This window comes from Pedobacter sp. V48, assembly GCF_000523515.1.
Classification (GTDB): Bacteria; Bacteroidota; Bacteroidia; order Sphingobacteriales; family Sphingobacteriaceae; genus Pedobacter.
This window is the reverse complement of the sequence record NZ_AWRU01000005.1, coordinates 402780-428108: the sequence shown is the minus strand read 5'-3', so window position 1 is coordinate 428108 and position 25329 is coordinate 402780. Positions and strand designations below refer to the sequence as shown.

The window sequence follows — 25329 nt, the reverse complement described above, 5'->3', positions numbered from 1 at the left end:
CCGATCTTAGCTAACCAGGCAGGACAACGGCCTGACCATCTTTGCAATACTGGCTGGCATTGCTGCAGGCGCAGCAATAGCCGTATTATTTGCTCCAAAATCCGGCCGTGAATCCAGAAAAATCTTGGCAGAAAAGCTCAATTTTCCTCAACATGACCATCGGCACGAATTGGAAGACGAATCAATTGATGATTTGCGTGAAACCATCCGAGATCATGCCGATCAATTACAAGGACCTCACAATAAACGTAAAGATCCAACACAGATCAAAGTCCCTTCAGCCGGCACAACAGCCTGGAAGAAATCACAGTAAAATAAATCCGGGCTGGCTAAGTCAGCCAGCCATGGCACCTTTATGACCGGCGATTATCCAGGATTAACGTTCATCATATTCAGTGCCAGGATTAGTACCATCGGAATTAGTACTTAAATCTTCATCCCGGTGACCAGGATCACCCTCACGTTTTAACGCTTCATCTTGCGGATATAAATTAGAACCTTTTTTTGAATTTTCCAGATCTATCGGTGCACTTGCAGGACCGGCTGGCGTGCTGCTTTGCTTTGACTCCTCAGGACTATTTTCCTGTTCAAGATAATTTCGGATTTCAGACTCAATCTTGCTGCAGGAAAGCAGCCACGGTTTCTTCGTGATGGAAACTTCGATCATGTCACCGGAAATCGTGTAATTTCCTGCCAGGTTAAAACCCTTAGCTGAAAAAGAAAATTCACCGGCAGAAGTATTTCCCTGAAAAAGCCCGGCTGTTTGAGCTTCAATGGCCATCTTCAGCCGATCAACCATTTCGTTCTTTGATTTTGGATATTCTATAGAAAAATTGCACATAACAAAATAACAAGCAGCCTTGGTGAGAAGTTTTAAAATATATTACTATATTCTAAATACGTATTGTTAACTGAATAAAAGGCGCTCCCCTATTCCTTTGCTGATCATAAACATAAGTAAGCACATCAATGTTATACTATAATATTAAACTCACAATTATGGACGAGATACTGGGAAGCGGTAAACAGCTCGCACCTCTTCATATGGCTTGCAAAACACTGTTAATGTTTTTATCGCCCTGCTACTCATTCGCATTGGCGGGCTGCGCATCGTTGAAAAAAATCCGGTTTTGACTGGTCATTGTGATCATGATTGGCGCAGTTCCGGCAAGAGGCATTGTGGGCGCCTCCCTATTAGTTTCTCCGTCAAAAGCCCATTATTTAAAGGCTCAGCACTGATTTTATATCAGAATGGAAAGATCAATCGGAAAAACATGGAAAAAGCCTGCCGAGTGAATCAGATCTGTCGACCAATCTCCGACTGGAGACCCAGCAGGTAACCCTGGGGACAAATGGCAGGATCAGCTTTTTGCTAAAGTCATGAATAATTTGCCTAACTCATTTTATCTTTTCCAGTTTCCCAAGAACAATAGATTTACGGCGTCTCCATTTTTCCAGCAAATCGTTCTCATATATCGGCAAACCTTTACTATTGAGTAAACCCAGTGTTTCGGCCAGTGACCTGGTCAGGTTTGCTATTTTCTGATGGGACTTAATCCATGCGCGCTGCTTCTTTTCCGTTTCTTTTTCATGAGCCGAAATGGCCTTATTAATCACAGCAACTTCTTTACGGTAGGCTTTGAGCTTTCGGTAAACAATCATCAAACGGTTACTGGCATCAATATGTAGTGGATAGCTTTTTAAGATCGCTGCGTATTCCCGGGCAGCCTCATCGTAACGTTTTTGAAATTCCAGATCTCTGGCATTTTTGTATAGCACCAATGCAGATTCCTTTTTGTTTTTCATGATATCATTTATAAAAAGCATGCTTTAGCGGACGTGTAAAGGTCAAGATGTGCCCTTTAGTGGTTTACCAAATAAACCCCTGAGTTCATCCTTAGCTTTTTCTAGTACCTTTTTCTGATCTTCATGCAGATTCTTGCCAGCACGGTCGATATAAAAAGTCAGCATCGACATGGCCGATCGGTAAGGACCTGATTTCCTGCGCGAACTGCTTTCAGCGGATCTCTTCAGCGAACGGGCAATCTTCTTTGGATCATCAGACTCAAAAATATTCTCCTCCAGATCGAGCGCATCACTATGCTGAGTTACCTCAGCTGACCATTTATCTTCAGATTCCACCTTTTTCTCAGGTGTTTTAGTCTATTTTTTCATCGCCGTACATTTCAATTTTTAAATTGCCATCCAGCTTTGCTTAAATCGTAATCCGTCCTCCGGTAACAGGTATAGTAGCCCCTGCGACATAGCTCGCATCCTGGGAAGCCAGGAACACATATGCTGGCGCCACTTCCGCAGGCTGACCTGCCCGTTTCATAGGCGTATCCTTACCGAATTCTTCGTGTTCTGGAATAGTGGAAGGTATCAGCGGCGTCCAGATTGGACCCGGTGCAACTGCGTTTACCCGGATGCCTTTGCCATCCATTAACAGGATCTGACTTAAATTAGCGGTAAAATTCTGAATAGCCCCTTTAGTCGCCGCATAAGGAAGTAACTGCTCACTTGGCGAATAAGCATTTACTGAAGTGGTATTGATGATACTGCTGCCGGGTTTAAGATGAGGCTCAGCTGCTTTACATAAAAAAAACATCGCGGTGATATTGGTGCGGAAAGTCCGGTCCCATTCTTCAGACGGAATATCAGCCATTGTTTTTCTCGCCATCTGGAATGCCGCATTATTGACCAGGATATCCAGTCCACCAAACTCTTTTATAGCCGTATCAATAATGTGTTTACAATGGGCTTCCTCCTGTATATCGCCTTTTACTAAAATTGCCTTCCTGCCAGCTGCTTCCACTAACCCGGCGGTGGTATTAGCATCCTCATCTTCAGCATCATCAAGATAGCTGATCAAAACATCGGCCCCTTCCCGTGCAAAAGCAATCGCCACCGCACGACCTATCCCGGAATCGCCTCCGGTAATCACGGCTTTTTTTCCCTCCAGCTTACCACTGCCCTTGTAGGATTCTTCGCCATGATCTGCTTGTGGACGAAGCCGCGACTCGGTTCCCGGAGCCGGCTGATCCTGTTTTGGAAAAGGGGGTTTAGGATATTTTTCTGCTGGGTTCTCTGGGGTATTCTGTTGATTTTCCATACTAGTCATTTAAATTAAAATCCTGTTCCTGTCCTGGGCGTCATTTCTGCCCGTATATTTCCTCTTCAGGAAAGACCACCGGGTTCTTTATAAAACAGCCGGGTGGAATTCCGGTTTACTAATTTTTAAATTTCTAACTAATCCCTTGGCCTTTTAAACCAGAAAAATAGCATAATAGCCACTACAGCTATAAAAAGGCCGATCATTAATCGCATGATCCTTGTAGGCTTTATTACTCATATAACTGCTGCTCATCGGTGAAATATGCCTTACGTCCGCCGATAGCTTTGACTTTAATCTCTGCTCCACCAGGGCTACTGATCAGGTCAGCGCGATGTATCTTCAGAAAATCATGGATCTCTCCAAAAATAGCGCCGTCCAGTTGCTTTTCAATTTGAAGCACTTCCTTATTCAAAACCACTCCGATTGCCTTATGCAAAGCCTTAACTTTAACATCAGGAATCGCTTTGGCTATTGAGAACGGAGATATTCCTGCCTGCCAGAGAATTTCATCTGCATAAGTGTTACCAATACCCCTGAGGGATTTTTGATCCATCAGTACAGTTTTTATGGGAGTTCGCCGTTTGGAAAGCAAGCTGGAAAAATAATCCAGGTTCATTTCCTTTGCCAGCGCATCGGGAACATCACTTGCTTTGGGGTTCAGGGTCGGTGTTGCCGCTTTCTGAAAATCAGTAAGGACAAAGCCGTCTCCAGTACTGAAACGCAAAGAAATAATTTGGTGTTTGACCTGCTGACCGGGCTCCAGTAACTGTAGTTCCCCATGTAACATCAGGTGTAAGCCCAATACAGCACCATTTTCAAAATGCAGCTGCAGGGTTTTTCCTTCCCGGAGCACCTGCTTTAACTCCTGCCCCTGGATTGCCGCTTTAAGCTCAGTGACTGTAACATTCAATTTTTTAGCGACCATAACTTCCAACTCCCGGAGGCGTTTATTTTTAAAACGTTTTTCCAGGTTCCTGGCAAATACTTCTAAATCGGGTAATTCAGGCATACCTTATCATTTAAATCAATTCCTCGTCTAATACTTTTATCAGGGCCCTGGCTGTTGGTCCGGCGGATAAAGGATTTTGTCCGGTGATCAGCAAACCATCTGTTTCTACATGACTGGTAAAGGGAATCAGTGCCGAATGCAGCCGGGCCCCCAGATCCTTCAACCTGGTTTCCAGTTTATAGGGAATGTTATCTCCGCGGCCCACTAGCGCTTCCTCAGTATTGGTAAAGGCCGATATGTCTTTACCCAGTAAAAATCCTGGTTCCAGCTCCGCCGCCTTAATCAAGGCTGCCGGCCCGTGACAGACCGCTCCTACGGGCTTACCGGCATGGTAAAAATCAAGGATTAAGCGGCCACTGCTTGCATCAGCTGCCAGATCCCAGATCGGCCCATGTCCTCCCGGATAAAATACCGCATCGTAATCAGCAGCCTTCATCAAACGCATTACATTGGTGCGTTCAAAAGCCGTCTTGGCAATTTCATCATCCTGAAACCTCCGGTTCGCACCAGTAATATTTTCAGTAAGCTCACTCATGGGATCAACCGGCGGTCTTCCCCCGAGCGGACTGGCCAGGGTTACCCGGTATCCGGCATCAATAAATTCATAGTAAGGATCTGTGAACTCCCCCAGCCATACACCTGTTTTACTATCGGTGCCATCCATCTGCCAGTGGGAAGTCAGTACCATTAAAATACGTTTTTGATTTTCCATAACATCAGGGTTTTAGCTCATCTCCATGTAACTTATCGAAGCGCTCCTGAAGTGCGGAGCGCCAGGCCTTTATAGCCGCATCGGGCGTATCCCCCTCTCCATAAATTCCTGTTTCCCGGTCTGGACCAGATAGCGCAGCAAAAACATCACCCTGCCTGTACACAGCCGGTTCCAGCTTTTGCGTTTGGGCATCATACCTGGAATAATCAATTTCTACCGGATTACCGGCCTGATTTGAATTACTCATAAATTCACAATTAAATAAGCTGTTACCGCACCAAACGCAGATGGTAGGTCTCAATTTCTCTTAAAGCTTCCAGAATACCGGTACGCTGACGTTGCAGCAGCACGATATGGTCTAAATGGGAAGCATAATTCTCCAGTACTTTATCATATTTTTCAATCGCAGCCTTTTCTCCGGTTTCAATCGCACTCAAAATAGCTGCATCTTCCTTGCTGCTTAAGGCTTGCTTAATATCGATCCAGGTGCGGTGCAATATACCTAAAATGCCACCCTGATCATTCTCGGAATCCCCGCCATGCACAGCGATGTGCTGCTTAAGTTCGTCGGCAAAATCCGCACGTTGTGCTGAATACTTCAGAAAAACTGCTTTCAGCTCCCCGCTGTCAGTAGCTTCACTTGCTGAAGCATAACCTTCTTTTCCATCATTAACAATATTGACCAATCCTTTCAGGTCGCTGATGATCTCCCTATTTGTTTCCATAAGTATACTTGTATTTGTTAAAAGAACAACCTCAACAGCATTCTGTTTAAAGATTCTTTCCTCTAGTTTAAACCACCCTGGTGATTTCCTTGCCTATTTCCTGCACTGTAGCGCTGTCCAGCAGTATATCCTGATGCCTCGAAGTTTCATCGTATTCATATACGGGAAATCCACCTGGCTCCAACTCTTCAGCAGTGACCGCCTCCCAGTTTTCACCACCTTTTCCCATAAAGATCTCCCCGACCAGTCCACCATGATATACAATCTTATAAGTGCCTGCCTCCTGAGGATGGATGTTCAGGTCAATTTTTCCTTCCTCAATGCTGATGGTAATATTAAAAGGATCCATAACAATTTGCTTTAGTGTAAACTTTATTTTTTTTTAACACATGACCACTATCTGATCTTCAGCTAAAACATCATGGGAATAAAATAGTTTTCAAACTTATCTGATCAATTAGGTGTTGATCAATACCATATATATGATTTGACATGCCGGAAGGACCATCTATAGTAATTTTAAGAGAACTCGTTGAAGAACTCGATTTGGAAGGACAACAGGTTACCGCGCTTAGCGGGAATACCAAAATTGAGAAAGACAGAATGCTTCATCAAAAAGTAACAGACTTTAAAAGCTGGGGCAAGCATTTCCTGATTTGCTTCGAAGATTTCAGCCTCCGGATACATTTCATGATGTTTGGAAGCTATCGAATCAACGAACGTAAAGACGCTCCTGCAAGATTAAGTTTATCTTTTGAAAATGCCGAACTCAATTTTTATAGCTGCTCCTTAAAATACATTGAAGGTGATGTCAATGCAAGCTATGACTGGTCTGCCGACGTCATGGGGGAGCAGTGGAATCCTGGAAAAGCCTTAAAAAAGATCAAAAACAAACCCCAGGCGTTGATCTGTGACCTGTTGCTGGATCAGGAAATTTTCTCCGGCGTGGGCAATATTATTAAGAATGAAGTACTCTACCGGGTGGGAATACACCCATCGAGTATAGCCGCCTCCATTCCATCAGCCAAACTTAAGCTCCTGGTCACCCAGGCCAGAGCATACAGCTTTGATTTTTTGAACTGGAAAAAAGCATATGTCCTGAAAAAACACTGGCTGGTAAATACCAGGAAATTTTGTCCGCTGGAACATCCCCTGGTGAAATCATACCTGGGAAAAACCAAAAGAAGAACATTCTTTTGCCCGGTTTGTCAAGTATTATATGATTAACAACAGATCAGTTATACCGGTTTATTCTTTAAGTAATTTTCTACCTGCTCCCCCAACTCAGTGACTAAGGCCCTGACCACCATACCCTCCCCACACCAGACTTTTCCAGTTTTGCCAATCTCCTGCCAGATCAGACCAAGAGAGGTATGCTGATCAAAAATCTGATATTTAGGTTCTTCCCTGTCAGGAACTACCAACAATGATTTGGTCTCTCCTTCTATAGTTATCTGGATCTCAAAAGGCTCCCATTGCTCTGCTATTCTTCCCATGAGTTCAATTCTCTTTATCGTCAAAATCTTCGGAAGAGCTTCCGGTATGACTTTGGTCATCCTCCGGGTTTTCAGCCGGTTTATCTGAAGAGCCGGTATAAGCATCATCACTCAGGGAATCATAACCTTGAGTTCCGGTATTATCCAGTCCGTCCCTGGGGCTTACCGGGGTTGATGGTGTAATGTGTTTCTTAGTCATATCAATCGTTTTAAGTTTAACTATCCATAGGATGATGATTGGAACCGGGATTGGTCCCATCTAGCTCACCTAGTCCGGGCGCACCCCGCTGAGTACCCTGTTCATCCTGTTTGTAGGGTTCCTGCGTCTTTTCCTGCTGATCGACCCCATCGTCCTCACCATCGGCTTCCTGCCGGGTTTCAAACACAAACCCCGGATCTACTGACCCGTTTTCAAACTCAGCATCCTTATTAATAATTGCCGACTGATCCGGATCTTCAGGTAATTCTTCCTTTTTATTTTTCATCGTATTGTTTTTAATATACTAAACCCTTAAGGTTGTCCTCCACCACCTGCGGCACCATAACTCTGACTGGTTGCCTAACTACCTAGTAGTTGTAGGTGAATAATTTCAACACACTGAAATACAGATTGTTTTATAAAATTTTAGTTTATTTTTTATAAACAAAATACAACCTGGAATGTTAACATGCGATTTCGATGAGCACTACAATCAGCGCACAGAGGAGCGTTTTTACCGGAGTTCTATTTTAGAACAACGGATGATGAGCGAGTCCTGCTTAAAGGTTTTGAGTAACCTGGCTTTCAACTCATCCCAAAATTCTGTTTCAACTTTTTCGCACATCACCTCAAATACCAGCAGAACATCTTTTTCGGCGTGATTTCCAGCTGGTTTCCAGAAGCCCTTTACCGGATTTCTGGAATATGCTGTTAGACCTCCAAACTTAGCCGTTAGCTCCTCACGGAGCTCAGCATATAATTTTTCAGGAAATACCTCACCATTGCCATCATATAAGGGCAAAAAAAGTTCAACCAGCATTTTCACTGGTAAATCCAGACGACTTTTTTCAACGAGCTGGAACGCTCTGGCCGCGCTTAACTTTTCCAGCACCTCAAATTTTTTACCTGCCTGCTGGTTGTAACTGGTAAAAAAAGCGACGGCCTGTTCCACGATGGTTTTGGAAAGATCGCGCAAGGCCATCACATCTGCATAACGTTGAGAAACTTCAGGAACAGCAATAAGCCTGTCGTTTCTTATGCGCTCACCGTTAGGTTCCTGTTGAACAACCTTAAATGCACCAATGATTCTGCAATCCATTACACAACCCGAAAAAGCGGAAACTTCAGAAACGACCAACACATCCAGCGGATCACCATCACCACCAACTGTTCCTGGTATAAAGCCAAAATCAAAAGGAAATACCAAACCCAAGGGCATCACCTTTTTCAGCTTCATCTTTCCGGTCTGGGGATCATAGTCATATTTCTGGCCGCTACCCTTGGGTGTTTCAATGATTACGGTAACTGCCTTCATGCTATTTCAGTGAAGTATTGATCTGAGTAGCCATCTGGTTATGTTTTTCCAGAACTGGCAGTGTCCGGGCAGCAAAATCGCTGATCTCAGACCTTAAACTACTAGCAGAGCGGAACAGCGCAAGCGTTTTCACATGATCATTCACCATCATGTCCATATAATGTGCATCAAAGGCTTTTCCTTTGAGTTTCTTCATCGCATCCATATGGGCTTTGACATCCGCAGGATAAGCCGAAGGCAACAGGTGCTCCAACTTTACCGCAATAGCTTTCAAGTCCGTATTGGCCTTGGTATGATCTGCCACCATCAGGGCAGCAAATTCTTTAACCTTCGAATTTGTAGATTTTTCAAGGGCGAGCTTACCCAGATCCACTTCCATCATCCCACCAACTGCAGCGGTGTCCATAAAAGCAGCACCATCACCATCCACCTTGCTCATCTGAGTTACATCATTCGGGGCATCTGAACTGTCTGCCTTGCGCAAAGAATCACTACCCACCGGAGCACTGTCCAGTTGCGCATTGCCACTCCGGTCGGTATTCTGACAGGCCGCAAGCCCTGCGAAAATCATAAGGGCAGCAGAAAATTTTAACATGATTTTAGTTTTCATAGTGTTGAAGATTAGACATATAAAAGATAAAAGCATTAACCACGGTAAGATTAAAAAGTTTTAAATTCCATTTAAAAAAACAGAAAAGAAGCTCCAAAGAACCGCACCCAGACAGTACTAAATGCATGGATCAGTAGTATACTTTAGCTATTGCGACCGGCAAAATTCCACTTTTTAAAAAAGTCTAAACAAATTCCAAAGCCGCTGGTTATTTCACCGCAGTTGATTATAATAAGAACTGACAGCTAAATATTTATCTAACGAAAATTTAAAATTATGGCAACTACAACAAAAATCGGCGCAAAAACCGCCACAAAATCAAAAACCGGAAAAATGGAAAACTCAGAATTCCATGAATTCTTTGTTGATGAACTCAAAGACATTTACTGGGCAGAAAAACACCTGGCTAAAGCACTGCCTAAAATGAAAAAAGCAGCAACCAGTGAGGAACTGGCAGCAGCTTTTGAAAAACATACTGAAGAGACCAATAACCACGTTGCAACCCTGGAGCAGGTATTCCAGCTGCTTGAGGAAAAGCCGCAGGCTAAAAAATGTGATGCCATGGAAGGTTTGTTAAAAGAAGCAGAAAGCATTATTGAAGATACTGATTCAGATACCATGATCCGTGATGCCGGACTGATCCTGGCCGCCCAAAAAGTGGAACATTATGAAATTGCGACGTATGGAACATTGGTAGTCTTTGCCCAGAACATGGGACATACTGATGTTGCCGAACTGCTGCAATTCACCCTGGATAACGAGAAAGCGACTGATGTTGCCCTGACTGAAATTGCAGTCAGCTCAATCAACGAGCAGGCGGCAGCTGAATAAGCCAGGATACGCTTCCCTACCCCTTAGCCTAGCGCTAAGGGGCATATGTTGTTTTTGGTTTATTTGTTATTCGCTGGAATACTATTAACTATGAAAGTCGATCAATTTATTTTCAGTTATTGTCCGATGTTTTTGATTACATATTATGTAGAATATTTAGTCGATAAGCCAGAAATAGTTTTATAAGTTTTCTTAGTTGGGTTTAATAAGACCATAAATTATTTTTTGGTTTGGTATAATATATCTAGTTGTATTAGAATTCCATTCTACCAATTTGTAACCTTCTTTTAAGAAATGATGTTAATTCAGCTAATGCTAACTGATCACTGGTATGTTGAATGATCTCAACGCTACTTGTTACTAATAGCAGTGTGAAGACTTGTACAGCAGTAGTATAGATTGTAATATCATTGTTTACTTTTTTGTATTTGTATTCTCTATTCGCGCTAGGGTCGCATAAGTAGGATTGAAAATCCTCATTTAATACATCAAATATAATCTGTTGGGTATGTTTTCTTGGATTAGCTAAGATCATAATACTGTTAATAAACTATGAGGAGTATGTTGAACGTTAGTTATTGTCTGTGTTGTTTGTGAAATAATTTTCAAATGGAAATTCTAATAATGAACTTGCATAAAGTAATGTCTTTTTGTTGCCCTCTTTATATCCCCAAGAATATTGAATATAAACCTTGGTATCAACTGTTATAACATTAAAGTGGTCAATGTTTTTAATGTAGGTTTTGATACTCTTTGCAAATTCCTGAGCAAAGGCTAATTCATTTTTTTTGATTTTGGGGTTGAGTACACTTATTTGAAAATCTATTCTTTTTCCATTTGCAGCACTTTGAACCCTATTTTTGATGAGATCAATGCTTATACCAGAAAAATGGACACTATCAAATTGAAACTCTTTATGTAAATTATTTATAAGTTCTTGTTTAGGTATCCTGAATACAATCTCTTCCTTTGTATATGGGTTTTGCGCATCAATATGACAACCTGCCATTAATAGAATAAACCCTGGTAAAATCCTGAGAAAATATTTATTTAAAGGCATTTTTAGAATATTTGGCTATTCTAAAGCTATGTAAAATTTATCAATTTGAATGTAGTATAAATCAATTCAGCAATATTTCATTCCTGTAGTATATATTAGTAATATGAAAAATGCTTCGCAATCCCTTTAATTGTTTGGTATTGGGAGGTAAGGAAGAAATAGATCCCTTTAAGGAATTTCGAGGTGAATTAATAAAACCTAACGCAGATTTAAAGGATACGATGTTTCTAGATAGGAGCGAAATTCTCAAAGCCTTTTGATACTCTTCCCGCATCATCCCCTAAAGACAATACAAAAAAGACAATTGAGGCTATTTAATGGCTAACTGGCTTGATCTGTCACAGAATAAACCGCCTGATACCATAATTAATAATAAGTTTGATAAAAATATAAGTTTGTGATAGCTTCATCACTTATTTAATTATTAAATATGAAAATCGTAATACTAGATGGATATACGCTGAATCCCGGGGACCTAAGCTGGGGCGGGTTAAAACAATTCGGTGAAGTAACTTTGTACGACCGCACCCCGGCAGATAAAGTTGTTGAACGCTCAAAAGGGGCGGATGTCATATTTACCAATAAAACACCGGTAAACGCAGTGGCATTAAACAGTCTTCCAGACTTAAAATACATTGGCGTCCTGGCCACTGGTTACAATATAGTGGATACCGCAGTGGCCAGAGAAAAGGGGATCACAGTAAGTAATGTACCAGGTTATGGCACACCGTCTGTAGTGCAATTGACCTTTGGCCTTTTACTGGAACTTTGCCTCCATGTGCAGCGCCATAGTGATGCGGTGGTCTCCGGCCGCTGGGCTTCCGCTCCTGACTTTTGCTTCTGGGATTATCCGCTGGTTGAACTGACGGGAAAAACGATGGGGATTATCGGATTTGGCCATATAGGCAGGCAGGTTGCTGATGTGGCCACTGCATTTGGGATGAAAGTTGTCGGAACAAGCCGGAACCGGACAGATCAGTCTCACCGCAGTAATTTTAAATGGGTAGAAATACCCGAACTGCTGGAACAGTCAGATGTTGTCAGTATCCATTGCCCTTTAACACCTGAAACCAAAGGGCTGATCAATAAAGAGAACTTACAGCGAATGAAAAGCAGCGCTTTTCTTTTGAATACCTCTAGGGGCCCAGTCATTATTGAAGAAGATCTTGCCGAAGCATTGAACAACAGTAAAATTGCCGGAGCGGGCCTCGATGTGCTTTCTGTTGAGCCGCCGACAAAGGACAATCCGCTTATTGGTGCAAAAAACTGTATCATTACACCTCACATCGCCTGGGCAACAAAAGAAGCGAGAGCCAGGTTAATGGAGATAACTATTGGCAACCTGAGTGCCTATAAAAATGGGAATCCTGTAAACGTGGTGAACCGTTAACTGAAGACATTATGCATATCCTAATTTCCCCCAATGCTTTTAAACATGGTCTGACTGCCGAAGAAGCAGCGTTTGCTATTCAGGAAGGTTTAAAGCGAAGTAGGGCCGGCGTCACTACTGAGTGTTTCCCGGTAGCAGATGGCGGGGATGGTACAGGAACCTTAATTGTAAAAAAATGTAAGGGTACATTGTTGGATGTGGCAGTACGCGATGCGTTGGGCAGACCAATAAATGCCGTATTCGGTCTGATCGATAATGGTGCAACTGCTGTGATAGAAATGGCAGACGCATCAGGCATAAGGTTACTTAAACCCGAAGAGCTTGACCCTTTGCGTGCCAATTCTTCCGGTACAGGGGAAATGATCAGAAAAGCACTTGACCAGGGAGTTGAAAAAATTATCATCGGCATGGGTGGCTCGGCTACTGTGGATGGCGGTACTGGTATTCTGGGTACCCTTGGTGTCCGTTTCTTAGCGGCGGATGGCAATGAGTTAACCATTCTTCCTGAAAATCTTGGAGAGCTAGCTACTATTGACCTTTCAGGACTGGACGAAAGAATATTAAAATGTGAAGTGATTGTTTTGTGCGATGTAGACAATATGCTATTAGGTGACCAGGGATCGGCAGCTGTATTCGGACCGCAAAAAGGCGCATCCCCGGAAGACGTGAAAAAATTGGACCAGGCACTTAACAAACTCTCCGCCGTGGCATTACACCATACAGGCAGGGATATGGCTGCGATAAAATATGGAGGCACTGCTGGAGGAGCAGCTGCAGGCTTATATGCATTTCTGAATGCCAGGCTGGTAAATGGGATAGATCATTTTCTTTCACTTACAGATTTTAGATCTGCACTGGAACGGGCAGATCTGGTCATTACCGGGGAAGGAAGTATTGATGAGCAAACCTTACAGGGAAAAGGACCTTTCGGCGTAGCGTACCAAGCCAAACTTAAAGGACTCCCTGTCGTTGCCTTCGCGGGGAAGGTGCCCCTGAAACAGAGCGTAAAATTAAAGGCGTATTTTGATGTATTAATGCCTATTGGAAACCAGCCCAGCGATCTCGCAACCGCGTTGGCATGTACAGCAGATAACCTTACGCGGACAGCCGAAACACTGGGCAATATGCTGGTGTTGATGCAACAGAAAAGATTTTGATATAAAAAGCATCCATATTGTTGTATGGATTAATGCACGTTCACCGATCCTTTATACGTATCGAGCACTAGTGCAAAATATTCACTAGATAGACCAAACATGCTTTAGAACCAACCAAAACTGGCTTGCCACTTTCGCTTGCATAATTTCCTTCAACACGAAACCTCACATATTATAAAAAGGTTGTCCAGCTCCTCTCTTGCCTGGATTAAGATCTGAGCAATTGACTCAGCTTCTTGGTTGCTCCACTGAAATGAACCAGGTTTTCCGGTTCAGATACAAACCAGACAAACGAATTCCAGGCGATATTGCTGATCGTCTTTTTAAATCCCGCTGAATTCTTGTCGATGTAGGCAGTAACAAAGACCACCTGTTTACAGGCAAAACCAGCTTTATCAGTCAGTGCATAAATGGCCTGTTGCCTTCGGTCGGATATCGCTCCATCGGTATCAACCACTTCTATAAACACAACAAGCGCGTCGTCTGGCCCCAGATCCACCAGAATGATATCCGGAAGATCTTTGCTTCACAAAAACAAGGTGACATACCACTCTCTCACGAATTTCAAAGAAGGGAAATGGAATATTACCATCTGATCGTTAAACACGAAAGACCTAGACAACTAAGTGAATTTCTCATTCTATGGAGTAGTTACAGCAATAACTTTGCACAAAGCTGGCTACGCGCTTTATATGGACTGTTATTTGCTTCTTTAATATGTTACATCCCAATTGCAATAGTAATATCCAATAAGCTTGACTTCACAAATATTGATATCTTGGGCAACCCTCTAATAGGAAACTTACTAATAGCACTCCGTGACAATTTTAAACTCTGGTTTATTCTTTTGAATCTTACCCATAGAATTAGTGAGCTTGCAGAAAACATTACCAACATTTCCACATGGCTCTATTTCTGGGATATGATAAGCAGAATCGTAGTCGCTTATTTCATTTTCCAGATAGTTACAGCATTCCGCAAATTTAGCAGATAGTCAAATACGGTTTGCTACTAAAAATTAATTTGAAGATTGATCAAAAAGACCTTTTTTCATGCTGACCACATTGTTTTCTTTTATCGCTAAAGTAGTTAAAATAAAGACTGGTTAACAAATGTAACCCGAAGAAAAATCTATAAGGCTTTGGGAAATGTTTTGACATCTACTTAATTTATTCAGAAGATCGAGACAAACATTGGAAAGTAGCGTAAGTAAGAATCCTAATGTCAACAGTGAGGAAAAACCACTTTTTTTTCGAAAAATCCAATAAAGATGGTCATTTTTTAATTTTCATATTCTTTCGCAAAAGGTGGATACTTTGGAATGATAAGGGCAAAATTAAAGACTTCTGATGGTTGCACTTCAAGTGCTTTACAAACAGCAATAAGACCACTAATAGGTTATTATTTGTTCCGCGGACAATTCTATAAACCTGACTATAACTAAAACCAGTTCGATCTTGAATATCCTCTAGGGTAATCTTTTTATTATTTGAAATAGACCACAATTTCTCTCTTACAATTTTTAAGATGGATTTATCTATGTATTGCTCTGCCATAGACAAAAAGACCCTTTTAAATAAATTTTTATTATTCCAAATTTGGAATAATACTATTTTTTTTAGTAAATTTGATTACAATAAAGTGGTGAATAAGAAATAATTAAAATAAAATTACGACCCATTAAATAAAGGCATAATCAAGAGTCTCTCTTAGCAAATTCTGACAAGTATAAGGAAAGAGACAATAGATTCATGCCCATAAGAAAATATTGCATATTTTTGAGTGCACTATAGAACTATGGGCTCTATTGTAAACCCATTTCCACGGCCGTCAGAAGCCTGCTAAGATGGTTGTAGAGCCCGCTATAGTGCATCCATTATAGCTTTTGCTTTTTTATCCTAGAGACTCATATGATATTCAACTAACGAAGAATAAACATGAGAACCAAAACTGCTAACCAAGGAATTCCAAACAACATCTTTAAACTCATTATCAGGGCACCACAATAGTACGTCATTAATTTTTTGTAAAGCGGGCGGGTTGTGCAGGGAGGCACGGCTTTGCCTGCTTTGCGCCTTAATTCTTTTTGACTAACTATTTTCTTAAAAAACTGATAATGAAAAAAACGATACTCACCATCGTCCTGGCCATGCTATGTTTAATCTTTAGCTTACAAAGTCAAGATCAGGACACCATCACCGGAACTATATATACACAAGACCGAAAACCCTTAGCTGGTGTCACCATTAAAATCATGGACACCGACATCAGCACCATAACAGATGAAAACGGCAAATTTTCCCTCGTCAGCAAGACAAAAAAAGGGACGGTAACCTTCTCCTACACCGGATATGAAACGCAGTCCATGGACTACATCATGGGCAGAGAAGACAAATTTAAAATCTTCATGCGGGAGCTACGGAGCCAGCTCCAGGAAGTCGAGATCAATGCCGGCTACTATACCGTAAAAGAGCGAGAACGAACGGGATCTATTTCACGCGTCAGCGCAGAAACCATAGAAAAACAACCCATCAACAACCCCCTGCAGGCCTTGCAAGGACGAGTCCCGGGAGTCACTATCACACAACAAACAGGATTACCAGGAGGTGGCTTCTCCGTTCAGATCAGGGGACGCAACAGCATCGCCAGCGGCAATGATCCACTATATATTGTCGATGGCGTATCCTATCCGTCAACCAAGATTTCTTTCAACGACGGAGGCAATATCTTGGGCAGTAACGGAGCAAACCCGCTGAGCCTATTGAATCCCTATGACATCGAAAGCATTGAAGTTTTAAAAGACGCCGACGCCACAGCAATCTACGGCTCAAGGGGCGCCAACGGCGTCATACTCATCAAAACCAAAAAGAACAAAAGAGGAAACAGCCAGCTAAATGCCGTTTTCTCACAGGGTGCCGCAGCAGTAGACCGAAGAGCCAAAATGCTGAAAACCGAACAATATCTGGAAATGCGCAGGGAAGCCTTTAAGAACGACGGCTTAACCCCTACTACCAGAGATTTTGATGTGAACGGTAGCTGGGCAGCAGACAAATATACCGACTGGCAAAAAGAAATGATTGGCGGCGCCGCCTCCATGACCAGTGCCGCACTCAACCTCAGCGGCAGTTCGGGAAAGATCAGCTACCTGCTGGGTGGAAATTACTATCGAGAAGGAACGGTATACCCCGGATCATTTGGCTTTAACCGTGGCGGCATGCATTCCAGTCTGGATATCGGCTCCCCAGAGAGCACTTTTCAGGCCAGCTTCACGACAAACTATACCCGTACCAACAGCCTGCTGCCCAGAAATGACTTCACACAATTCATGTCTCTTGCACCCAACGCCCCAGACCTGTATGATGCCTCCGGCAATCTGAACTGGGCCAACAATACCGTATATATTAATCCAATGGCCCTACTGCCGCGCACAAACAAAGCGGCAACAGATAACCTGGTCGCAAACCTAAACCTGAGTTATAAACTGTGGCGGAATTTAGAACTGAAGGGATCATTTGGCTACACCACCCAGAGCAGAGCCGAATTAAACAAAATCCCCTTGGCTTCCTTTGCCCCGGTCAACAATGCGACCGCAGCTAACAGGACCAGCTATTTTGCCAATGCCGGCAACAACACCTGGCAGGCAGAGCCACAGCTGAATTACAGCACAAAACTGGGCAGCGGACGCCTGGAAGCATTAGCCGGTTTAACCTTCCAGGAAAATAAAAACGAAATGAAGGCACTGGAAGCTTCCGGATTCAGCAGCGACGAACTCATGGAAAACATCCAGTCTGCGGCTAACCTCCAGCCCTTCCAGGTCACCTATGCCCAATACCGCTATACCGCAATCTTTGCCCGTTTGAATTATAGCCTGGCAGGGAAATACTTTATGAACCTGACCGGACGGCGCGACGGGTCAAGCAGGTTCGGACAGGACCGGCAGTTCGCCAATTTCGGAGCCATCGGCGCCGCATGGATATTTTCCGAAGAAAAACTGTTTAAAGAAAACTTTCGGTTTTTGAGCTTTGGCAAGCTGAGAGCAAGCTATGGGATCACCGGAAATGACCAGATTTCCGACTATGGCTACCTGCAGCTATGGTATTCCGGAAATAGCTACCAGGGAAACGCCACCGTCAGGCCTAACACCGGCCGGGTGGGCAATCCAGACTTTGCCTGGGAGACCAACCGGAAACTGGAAGCGGCCATCCAACTCGGCTTCTGGCAGGACAAGATCAACCTGGAAGTTTCCTGGTACAGAAACCGCTCATCAAACCAGCTGATCGGAGATCCTTTGCCTTTGAGTACAGGAAGCTCCACCATCACCGCCAACCGCCCGGCTACCGTTGAAAACTCAGGACTGGAGATCGGAACAAATTTTAAACTGGTCGACAAAACCAACTTAACCTGGTCAGCTGCTTTTAATATGACTATCCCCAAGAGCAGGCTCATTGCCTATCCGGGGCTGGAAAGCTCAAATGATGCCTACAATTACATTATCGGGCAACCCCTGTCCATCCGCAGGATTTATCAGGTAAACAACGTTGACCCACAAACAGGATTGTACGACATCGAGGATTATGATGGAAACGGAACTTTAGACGATGCCGACCGCTATCGCGATAAATTTACCGGCCAGTACTTTTTTGGCGGAATCCAGAACACCCTTCGGTATAAACAGTTCAGTTTAGATTTCCTCTTTTCTTTTGTGAAGCAAAACGGCAACAATTACATAAGCTCAACGACCTTTACTCCAGGGCTGTGGACGCCAGATACCCCTTATGGCAATCAGCTCTCGGTGGTCATGGATAGATGGCAACAACCCGGTGATCAGTCTGGTGTCCAAAAGTTCAGCACCACAAACAGCGTCAATACCATTTTCAACTATGCAAAATACGACGGTGGAATTGCCATTCAGGATGCTTCCTATATCCGTTTAAAAAACATCTCTGTTTCCTATACTTTACCAGCGAAACTACTTTCTGCCATCAGGGTCAAACAGGCAGCACTGAATATACAAGGACAGAATGTACTCACCATCAGCAAATACAAAGGATTGGACCCGGAAACGCTGAGCATGTACAGCCTGCCACCACTGCGCGTATTTTCTGTTGGTTTAAATCTCACTTTTTAATCCTAAGGTCATGAAAAATATTAAACTAATTTACCTCATCGCAGGTGTCATCATTTACCTGCAAACTTCCTGTAAAAAGTTTCTGGATATAGATGCCCCAAAGAACAGCCTATCCTCAGCACAAATATTTAAAAACGATGAAACCGCAACCTCAGCTGTTACCGGAATTTACAGCGACATGGCAAATTCAGGATATGCCTCTGGTGGAAACGCCAGCATCACCTCCCTATGCGGCATGTCAGCAGATGAATTTGAGAACTACAACTTTGGTCTGGTGGAATTCTATGAAAACACACTCCATGCCCAAAACACCAGTATCTATTCCCTTTATGCATTGCCCTATACCCATATCTATACCGTCAACGCGATCCTGGACGGGCTGAGTGCTTCCAAGGGCATTAGTCCCCCAGTCCGCTCACAACTGGAAGGAGAAGCACATTTTATAAGGGCTTTCTGTTATTTCTACCTGGTCAACCTTTTTGGCCCCGTACCGCTCCAACTGAATTCAGACTATCGTGAAAGCCGGAATCATCCCCGCGCACCAGAGGCAGCGGTCTATCAGCAGATCATTGCTGATCTGGAAACGGCGGAGCGTCTACTAACCGATACCTACGTAAGCGGGGAACGCGTCCGGCCGAACCGTGCAGCATCCCAGGCCCTACTGGCCAGAACTTACCTGTATCTCAAAGACTGGCAGAACGCGGAGAAATATGCCTCACTGGTTATCGGTAAAACCGGCATTTACGACCTGGTCGGCCTGGATGAAATCTTTATAAAAAACAGCAGGGAAACCATCTGGTCTATTTTTCCTTCCGCAAACACCAACAGCCAGGACGGCAATCTGTTTATCCTTCAGGCTACTCCCGATTACGTATCCTTAAGAAAAAACTTTGCCAGTACGGCCTTTGAGCCAAATGACAAACGAAAAACTGCCTGGATTGGAAATTACATAGATCAAACCGGAAGCTATGATTTCCCTTACAAATACAAAGTAAAATCCTCTACGACCATCTCAGAGTATTCAGTAGTCTTCCGTCTGGCAGAGCAATACCTGATCCGGGCCGAGGCCAGGGCGATGCAAAACAAACTTACCGAAAGCGCGAGCGATCTGGATCAGCTCAGACGCAGGGCCGGGCTTCTTCCAATACAAACCAGTCACCCAGATATCAGTCAAATCCAGTTGTTAAACGCCATGCAGCATGAACGTCAGACAGAACTTTTCGCAGAATGGGGTCACCGATGGTTTGACCTGAAACGGAGCGGACTAAGCACCGCCATCCTCTCCCCTATAAAATCAGACTGGAAGGCAACCGATATCCTTTACCCGATTCCAGTGGAGGAAACCAGCAGAAATCATCAAATCACTCAAAACGATGGATATTAAACCTATGTGTACACTTAAGCAGCGCCCCAAAATGCGCTGCTTAACAAATACTTTTTATGAAAATCATATCTTACATGAGCCTGATCACAGGCCTATTATTACTGTTCACTGTAAAGTCAAACGCGCAGCACATTCAGCAAGACGCTACCTTTTTAGGTACATTTAAATACAGCAAAAAAAAGCAACCTGACAGCATATTGGTCTGGACCTATCCCAATGCGAATTTCTGGGATTCTTCGGTTGATTACAAGGCCAAAGTAAACCATGACGGAACGTTTAGTTTCACAATCCCTGCATTAGGTAAGCCCCTGTTTTTTGTGATCAAAGTTCCCCAGTCCGGGAGCGTCGAGACCCTGGGATGGTTTTCTCTAGCCTGGTATGCCGAACCTGGGGACAACATCCATATAGCCATCACAGAAACCACCGGAGACGATAATTTATTATTCACCGGAAAAGGTGCTGCCAAATACAACTTCATTACGGCATTGCAAAAAGTAAAAGATAATTTCACTAGCCTGTACACTGAACTCAAAGCATCGGATAGCCCAGCAGATGTGCAGCAAAAGCTGGATAAGATGACCAGATTGATTAAAACTAACATGCAGAAAAAACAACAACTAATCGACAGCTCCGGCATGCAGATCAGTCCCTCGATGCGGAAATTGATTGCCTACCAGTTTGCCCGGTACGATTCCGAATGGGGCGACTTCATCAATGACGGTTATAGAGTAGTATCTAAAAATCGACCAGAGGCGCAGCAGATCCTTAAGGCAGGTTTTAAACAAACCTTCTTTGATACTGAACAGGAGAAGGATACGATTAGCCTTTTAAGCCCGGGGCATTTCAGCGGGCTGCTAAGGCACTATAAAACCGAGGCTTTGCTGAAGGGCTCCGGGAAAGGTGCCGACCTCCGGACATTTTATGAGCTGCTGAAAGATCATACAAGTCAACCCGAAATCAGGGAAAGGCTGGTGAGCCAGTTTCTTATGGATGGGAAAGCATTGCAGTACATTACCCGGTACGATCCCATAACCTATGACTCCCTTGTCATGGATGCCAGTCCATTGCTAACTTCTAAGCTGGGAAAGGAAATCATGGCCAAAAAAACCAAACTGGCCAAAGGGAGGCCATTCTATGACGCTGACTTTACCGACCTTGAGGGAAATATTTTTAGTACCTCGGCGCTAAAAGGCAAAGTATTCATCATTGACCTATGGGGAACAGGCTGTAGTGGCTGCGCACAGTTCCATCATCTGTTTGAAACAGAGGTCTGGCCAGAATTAAAAGATCAGCAAGAATTCAAATTTTTAAGTGTCAACACAGATAGGGACAGAAAGAGGTGGATGGAAAGCCTGAACAGCGGAATCTATACCTCAAAAGCATATCTGAATGTGTTCACCGGATTGCGCACTGGTTTACTTGACCATTCCCTCTCAAAATATTACGAGGTAAATGCCGCCCCCTTCGTGCTGCTCGTAGATAAACAACATCGAATCGTTGCTAAGCTAACCGGTTATTTCACTTCAAAAGAGTTACTTCGGCTTATCAATGGAGCCATTGCAGAAAATAGATTGTGGAATATCATTCCAAACGATATATCACCAAAAACTGATCATAAATAGCAACGAGGTTATGACCAGTAACCTCAAACTGGCGCATATTTAGCCCTTGATACTTTGGCAGGTAAAAACTATGAAGATACCTGCCATTGTTTCCTTCATAAACATCAATTGATTCCTGTTTCCTACGACTGGCGGCACTTTCATTATCAGCCCTTAGTCCGGATTGGATGTAAACACGGTTTTCGCTGACGGTAAAATATTTGTTGACCATGGTAGGCAATCCTACCGGAGATTTCCGCAATACGGCCGTACCGTTTTTAAGCCGCTGGTTATACATGTTAATGCTGATTTTCGCCCACTGCACCGTATCAATAGTCTTTGCTTTATAACGTAAATTCAAGCTCGTGTCCAGACATAAAAAAGTGCCCCGGTAAAAATACATATAGTACAGTCTGGCGGCTTTTGCATCATAATGGAGCCAGCCATCGGCACAAAAAATGCCATCAACTTGCGGCGGCAGCCTGTAATTCTTCCCGACTAATACCTGCTGGGCAAGCGAGATCTTCAGCAATTCAAGATGGCTTTCCGATTTGTTTTTCACAAAGGACCTCACCACCAGTGTACCTGTTGAAAGCGACCTGGGCTCATCAAAACTCATTCCTAATAACTTCCAAAACTGATTTCCGGAATCGGACATCACAGCAATTTGACCAATCCCATTGGTCATATGAATAGCCGTATCCAATCTATCAAAATTTACATTGCCGCCTTGCATGTTGAAGCTAGCAGGCACAACTAATTTATTTTTTCTAATACGTCCTCTTAGCGGGTCTACCACATACTGCATCACCGGATTGTTGTAATCTTTCAGATAGATCAGACTGTCCGGTTTCCAGGAAAAGCCGAAGCCAGGGTCCGGGAATATAACCACCCGATCTAACCTAAATTTTTGCACAATGAATTTTCTGTTGAAAGCGTTTCGTGTATTTTGATGGCTTCGCTGAAAAAATAAAATCAACATTACGATACAAAAAGAGATAATAAAAAGGATAATACCGATCTTTTTCATGGATTAAACTTAAAACCAAAGCCCAGGCAATAGCTTGAGCTTTGGTTGGTATTACTAATTAAACTTTTCTGTTGCAGGAAGCTGAGTAACCCTGATTTTGGTTCCTGATTCTCCAGGCTGTGTCCAAACAAATTGTTGAGGAATAGCAGTGCTACAAAGCGTTACTGCTCCACTACAATTGTAGGGGGTATTGTTTGGATTTGGGCCATAATAAGTACTTGCATTAGTGGTCAATGCTCCGCCTACAGCAACTGTTGCTAATAAAGCGGCAAAAAATAATTTTTTCATGTTTTCAATTTTAATATTAAGCACCTACTCTGTTACAGGTTTTCGGTTTCTCCTGATTCATGCGCATAGAATATGTTTGAAGGGCAACCCCCTATTTATTTTGAGATATAGAATGCAATAGAATACCTGCGATGGAAAGGAAGACAAAAACCAGATTAAAGACAAGATGCTGCTGCCAGCTCATGTGCTCCAGCACCCCGCCGCAGCTACAAGGAATATTTTCACTAAAATTCAGGATCGCAATGATGTAAGCGGTAAACAGCGTCATCAATCCAAGCGCAGCAAACAGTCCCAGGGATGTCGTTTTCGGAAACATGAGCAGAAGGGCAATGACAATTTCAACTGCCGGGACCAGCCAGCCCAGTATGCCGGCGAAGTCCGTAAGCATAGGCGATTTTGCAATCTGCAACTCAAATTTCTGATCATCCAGCAGCTTGGCAGCAGCAGCATAWMKWWANAWCWGGWTWWWGYMKTNSCWKWYGAKMKCANTNAGMATWTKYYKSMASSKSARYMCCCYRKKWRWYYKGWGKTKYWKANNRCAAWWKMKYYYATRSKWANNKAMTTYGNMKSMATACTRRRYTGRCYRKTCCYSTGGCAAAATCTCAGGGTTTTGACTTCTAAAAAATCAGGTATCGACCCGAAAAAAAACAGTTCAAAAATGGCAGCCTAACCACAGTAAACTAAAAAACATGTTCATGGGATCAGTATCGTTTTCTTAATTTTCCTAACCGGTCTGCAGACATACCCATGTACTCGGCAACATATTGCAGCTTGGTGTACTGCAATATTCTGTTCAGCATTTTCCGTTCCTCGAGATATCTTTGCTTGGTGTTAAGATTCTGCAGGTTGTCTTCGTGAACGAGCCGCAGCAGCTCGTTAGCCCCGAGAATCCTTTTGGCAAAGGAATCTGCCTCGGGAATGGCTAATTTTAAAGTCAGCCAATCCTCATGGCTAATAAACGCTACCCTGCAATCCTGCAAAATCTCGATCGTGCTACGCGATGGTAATCGATCAAAAAAACCAGGGGTTGTAAAAAGAAAGTTCCGGTCCATCCAAAACCAAACCGTACGTTCACTATAAGTGATTGCGTTCACTTTGATTTCACGGGCAAGCCCGGAAATCATAAACCAGATCAGTTCAGGTACCTGATTGAAATTGAGGATTCGGGCACCCTTTTTATATTCCGTTTCTACGAGCAGAGGCCTGATCAGCAGCTTGAATCCTGCGCTTATCGGCATTGTCATTTCCATCGTGCTGAACAGCACTTCAAATGTCTCGTCAGAAACAGGCTTCATAAATTGTACTTTAGATAGTTCTCAAACCCAACCTCTTCCTGCCAGGCAGGTGTCAGCCCTAACAGATGCACGAGTTGAACCTTATTTCTGGAACAGGTTTTTAGAAAGATCTTGCGAATATGGGCATCCACCGTTTTTCTGGAAATAAACAGGATTCTGCCCGTTTCCTCATAAGTGAGTCCCTGGCGGACCAACCTTGTAATTTCTTGTTCACGAACACTGAGCTGATAGTTCGCACATTTTGTACTGAAACTATATAGTTGTAGCTGCTGATTGGCAAGTTGCTTTTTATATTCCGAGCGATTCCTGTCAATCGACCGCTTCAGAGATAATGCCGTAACTAGGATAAACCCAGCATTCGTCACCAATACCTCAATCCATTGGCTAATGCTGAAATAGGCAAATACAGACAGACATACCCATGGAGCAACGGCAAGGTACACCCCAAGCACCTCTATCTTTCGAGCTGGTTTTATGGTAGCAGATTTGCTTTTGAACTCCTTACTGATGGCATTTAAAATCGTCCACAACAAATATAACGAGTACAGAAAAGGGATGATCAAACCGTAGTTGATCGCAAAATTAAGGTCTTGATTGAATGAATAGATGAGTACAAAAAATACCAGATATGGTCCTAACAGAAAAACTGTTGTCCCGTACAGCGCATGGAAACGCAGTCGTTCCAGGCGAGAGCTTTTATAAAAATAGTAGGGAAAATAGGCTGCCATCAAAAAGCCGGAACCGTAAGCAATGGTATTTTGCAAGCTCAGCCGAACAGGGATGTCCGGATCCAGAAAAATGCCACCTGTAACGTTATAAAAAATGAGGAGCCCAAGCAGGATGAGGTACCATAATCGTGGCTTATCCTGGGGGCTGGAGGAATACCGGTAGAACTGGATGGAGAACATCATCAGTTCAAGCAGAACAAATAAGAGCGTAATCAGATGCATTTCAGAATTAAAGACTAACATAGGGAGATGATTA

The 25329-nt window shown here is 43.3% G+C and carries 29 protein-coding genes and 2 pseudogenes; 9 read left to right on the top strand and 22 right to left on the bottom strand.

All coding sequences use genetic code 11. The features are described from left to right. The first annotated feature begins 31 nt into the window (after positions 1-31). Positions 32-313 carry a YtxH domain-containing protein gene (locus N824_RS35385; protein ID WP_084498198.1) on the top strand — a complete coding sequence of 94 codons (282 nt, stop codon included), beginning with the start codon at positions 32-34 and terminating at the stop codon, positions 311-313. A 63-nt stretch (positions 314-376) separates the two neighbouring features. Here the strand turns inward: N824_RS35385 and N824_RS05285 are convergent, their stop codons facing one another. The 9 genes from N824_RS05285 to N824_RS05245 form a co-directional block, all read right to left on the bottom strand. Continuing rightward, on the bottom strand, positions 377-799 hold the full coding sequence (locus tag N824_RS05285) for a hypothetical protein (protein ID WP_152541988.1): 423 nt from the start codon (positions 797-799) through the stop codon (positions 377-379). A 599-nt stretch (positions 800-1398) separates the two neighbouring features. Beyond that, positions 1399-1806, bottom strand: coding sequence for a tetratricopeptide repeat protein (locus N824_RS05280; protein ID WP_152541987.1), 408 nt, complete (start codon positions 1804-1806; stop codon positions 1399-1401). A 42-nt stretch (positions 1807-1848) separates the two neighbouring features. Then, positions 1849-2142, bottom strand: a complete 294-nt coding sequence (locus tag N824_RS05275) for a DUF3175 domain-containing protein (protein ID WP_048904072.1) — start codon at positions 2140-2142, stop codon at positions 1849-1851. 73 nt (positions 2143-2215) lie between these two features. Then, positions 2216-3112, bottom strand: coding sequence for an SDR family oxidoreductase (locus N824_RS05270; protein ID WP_048904071.1), 897 nt, complete (start codon positions 3110-3112; stop codon positions 2216-2218). Positions 3113-3344: 232 nt separating this feature from the next. Beyond that, positions 3345-4124: an Fpg/Nei family DNA glycosylase gene (locus tag N824_RS05265; protein WP_048904070.1), complete on the bottom strand. Its 780-nt coding sequence runs from the start codon at positions 4122-4124 to the stop codon at positions 3345-3347. A gap of 10 nt (positions 4125-4134) precedes the next feature. Further along, positions 4135-4836, bottom strand: a complete 702-nt coding sequence (locus N824_RS05260; RefSeq protein ID WP_048904069.1) for a type 1 glutamine amidotransferase domain-containing protein — start codon at positions 4834-4836, stop codon at positions 4135-4137. A gap of 4 nt (positions 4837-4840) precedes the next feature. Next, positions 4841-5083 (bottom strand): hypothetical protein, encoded by a 243-nt coding sequence (locus tag N824_RS05255; RefSeq protein ID WP_048904068.1) that lies wholly within the window; start codon positions 5081-5083, stop codon positions 4841-4843. Positions 5084-5105: 22 nt separating this feature from the next. Next, positions 5106-5561 (bottom strand): PA2169 family four-helix-bundle protein, encoded by a 456-nt coding sequence (locus N824_RS05250; RefSeq protein ID WP_048904067.1) that lies wholly within the window; start codon positions 5559-5561, stop codon positions 5106-5108. A gap of 67 nt (positions 5562-5628) precedes the next feature. After that, on the bottom strand, positions 5629-5910 hold the full coding sequence (locus tag N824_RS05245; protein WP_048904066.1) for a hypothetical protein: 282 nt from the start codon (positions 5908-5910) through the stop codon (positions 5629-5631). A 143-nt stretch (positions 5911-6053) separates the two neighbouring features. On the opposite strand from N824_RS05245, the gene N824_RS05240 reads away from it, so the two are divergent. After that, positions 6054-6788 carry a DNA-formamidopyrimidine glycosylase family protein gene (locus N824_RS05240; protein WP_048904065.1) on the top strand — a complete coding sequence of 245 codons (735 nt, stop codon included), beginning with the start codon at positions 6054-6056 and terminating at the stop codon, positions 6786-6788. Between the two features lie 11 nt (positions 6789-6799). Here N824_RS05240 and N824_RS05235 read toward each other — a convergent pair whose 3' ends face one another. The 5 genes from N824_RS05235 to N824_RS05215 all read right to left on the bottom strand — a co-directional run bounded on the left by N824_RS05235 (position 6800) and on the right by N824_RS05215 (position 9181). Next, entirely contained in the window at positions 6800-7057 is a 258-nt protein-coding gene (locus tag N824_RS05235; RefSeq protein WP_048904064.1) for a hypothetical protein, read from the bottom strand. A gap of 4 nt (positions 7058-7061) precedes the next feature. After that, positions 7062-7256 (bottom strand): hypothetical protein, encoded by a 195-nt coding sequence (locus tag N824_RS05230; RefSeq protein ID WP_048904063.1) that lies wholly within the window; start codon positions 7254-7256, stop codon positions 7062-7064. Positions 7257-7272: 16 nt separating this feature from the next. Next, positions 7273-7542 (bottom strand): hypothetical protein, encoded by a 270-nt coding sequence (locus N824_RS05225; protein WP_048904062.1) that lies wholly within the window; start codon positions 7540-7542, stop codon positions 7273-7275. A 228-nt stretch (positions 7543-7770) separates the two neighbouring features. Further along, positions 7771-8571 (bottom strand): inorganic diphosphatase, encoded by an 801-nt coding sequence (locus N824_RS27855; protein WP_052334057.1) that lies wholly within the window; start codon positions 8569-8571, stop codon positions 7771-7773. A 1-nt stretch (position 8572) separates the two neighbouring features. Continuing rightward, positions 8573-9181 carry a DUF4142 domain-containing protein gene (locus N824_RS05215; RefSeq protein ID WP_048904061.1) on the bottom strand — a complete coding sequence of 203 codons (609 nt, stop codon included), beginning with the start codon at positions 9179-9181 and terminating at the stop codon, positions 8573-8575. Between the two features lie 276 nt (positions 9182-9457). On the opposite strand from N824_RS05215, the gene N824_RS05210 reads away from it, so the two are divergent. Further along, positions 9458-10012, top strand: a complete 555-nt coding sequence (locus N824_RS05210) for a ferritin-like domain-containing protein (protein WP_048904060.1) — start codon at positions 9458-9460, stop codon at positions 10010-10012. 571 nt (positions 10013-10583) lie between these two features. Here the strand turns inward: N824_RS05210 and N824_RS05200 are convergent. After that, positions 10584-11072 (bottom strand): hypothetical protein, encoded by a 489-nt coding sequence (locus N824_RS05200; RefSeq protein WP_048904058.1) that lies wholly within the window; start codon positions 11070-11072, stop codon positions 10584-10586. 430 nt (positions 11073-11502) lie between these two features. Here N824_RS05200 and N824_RS05195 point away from each other — a divergent pair, with 430 nt between their 5' ends. Together N824_RS05195 and N824_RS05190 are read left to right on the top strand one after the other, a co-directional pair. Then, positions 11503-12462 carry a D-2-hydroxyacid dehydrogenase gene (locus N824_RS05195; RefSeq protein WP_048904057.1) on the top strand — a complete coding sequence of 320 codons (960 nt, stop codon included), beginning with the start codon at positions 11503-11505 and terminating at the stop codon, positions 12460-12462. An 11-nt stretch (positions 12463-12473) separates the two neighbouring features. Further along, positions 12474-13619 carry a glycerate kinase gene (locus N824_RS05190; RefSeq protein WP_048904056.1) on the top strand — a complete coding sequence of 382 codons (1146 nt, stop codon included), beginning with the start codon at positions 12474-12476 and terminating at the stop codon, positions 13617-13619. A 208-nt stretch (positions 13620-13827) separates the two neighbouring features. On the opposite strand, the pseudogene N824_RS05185 reads toward N824_RS05190, so the two are convergent. Continuing rightward, a pseudogene (locus N824_RS05185) lies at positions 13828-14130 on the bottom strand (BsuBI/PstI family type II restriction endonuclease); the annotation flags it as partial. 66 nt (positions 14131-14196) lie between these two features. On the opposite strand from N824_RS05185, the gene N824_RS05180 reads away from it, so the two are divergent. Then, complete coding sequence (locus tag N824_RS05180) at positions 14197-14613, top strand: hypothetical protein (RefSeq protein WP_048904054.1); 417 nt, start codon at positions 14197-14199, stop codon at positions 14611-14613. Between the two features lie 280 nt (positions 14614-14893). On the opposite strand, the gene N824_RS38240 is transcribed toward N824_RS05180, so the two are convergent. Then, positions 14894-15175, bottom strand: a complete 282-nt coding sequence (locus tag N824_RS38240) for a helix-turn-helix domain-containing protein (RefSeq protein ID WP_373419278.1) — start codon at positions 15173-15175, stop codon at positions 14894-14896. Between the two features lie 560 nt (positions 15176-15735). Here N824_RS38240 and N824_RS05170 point away from each other — a divergent pair. Genes N824_RS05170 through N824_RS05160 form a run of 3 tightly spaced genes read left to right on the top strand, consistent with a single transcriptional unit; the run spans position 15736 to position 21753 of the window. Continuing rightward, positions 15736-18747: a SusC/RagA family TonB-linked outer membrane protein gene (locus N824_RS05170; protein WP_048904053.1), complete on the top strand. Its 3012-nt coding sequence runs from the start codon at positions 15736-15738 to the stop codon at positions 18745-18747. 10 nt (positions 18748-18757) lie between these two features. After that, complete coding sequence (locus N824_RS05165; protein WP_048904052.1) at positions 18758-20131, top strand: RagB/SusD family nutrient uptake outer membrane protein; 1374 nt, start codon at positions 18758-18760, stop codon at positions 20129-20131. A gap of 56 nt (positions 20132-20187) precedes the next feature. Further along, complete coding sequence (locus N824_RS05160) at positions 20188-21753, top strand: TlpA disulfide reductase family protein (RefSeq protein ID WP_084498195.1); 1566 nt, start codon at positions 20188-20190, stop codon at positions 21751-21753. On the opposite strand, the gene N824_RS05155 is transcribed toward N824_RS05160, so the two are convergent. The 5 genes and pseudogenes from N824_RS05155 to N824_RS05135 all read right to left on the bottom strand — a co-directional run bounded on the left by N824_RS05155 (position 21713) and on the right by N824_RS05135 (position 25316). Then, positions 21713-22648: a hypothetical protein gene (locus tag N824_RS05155; RefSeq protein WP_152541986.1), complete on the bottom strand. Its 936-nt coding sequence runs from the start codon at positions 22646-22648 to the stop codon at positions 21713-21715. The genes N824_RS05160 and N824_RS05155 overlap by 41 nt on opposite strands. Positions 22649-22816: 168 nt before the next feature. Continuing rightward, entirely contained in the window at positions 22817-23050 is a 234-nt protein-coding gene (locus tag N824_RS05150) for a hypothetical protein (protein WP_048904049.1), read from the bottom strand. Positions 23051-23141: 91 nt separating this feature from the next. Further along, positions 23142-23648 (bottom strand): annotated as a pseudogene (locus N824_RS38235) (MauE/DoxX family redox-associated membrane protein). A gap of 103 nt (positions 23649-23751) precedes the next feature. After that, positions 23752-24345 (bottom strand): Crp/Fnr family transcriptional regulator, encoded by a 594-nt coding sequence (locus N824_RS05140; protein WP_048904048.1) that lies wholly within the window; start codon positions 24343-24345, stop codon positions 23752-23754. Beyond that, on the bottom strand, positions 24342-25316 hold the full coding sequence (locus N824_RS05135; protein WP_084498194.1) for a helix-turn-helix transcriptional regulator: 975 nt from the start codon (positions 25314-25316) through the stop codon (positions 24342-24344). Before N824_RS05135 ends, N824_RS05140 begins: the two co-directional genes overlap by 4 nt. Positions 25317-25329 lie beyond the last annotated feature (13 nt).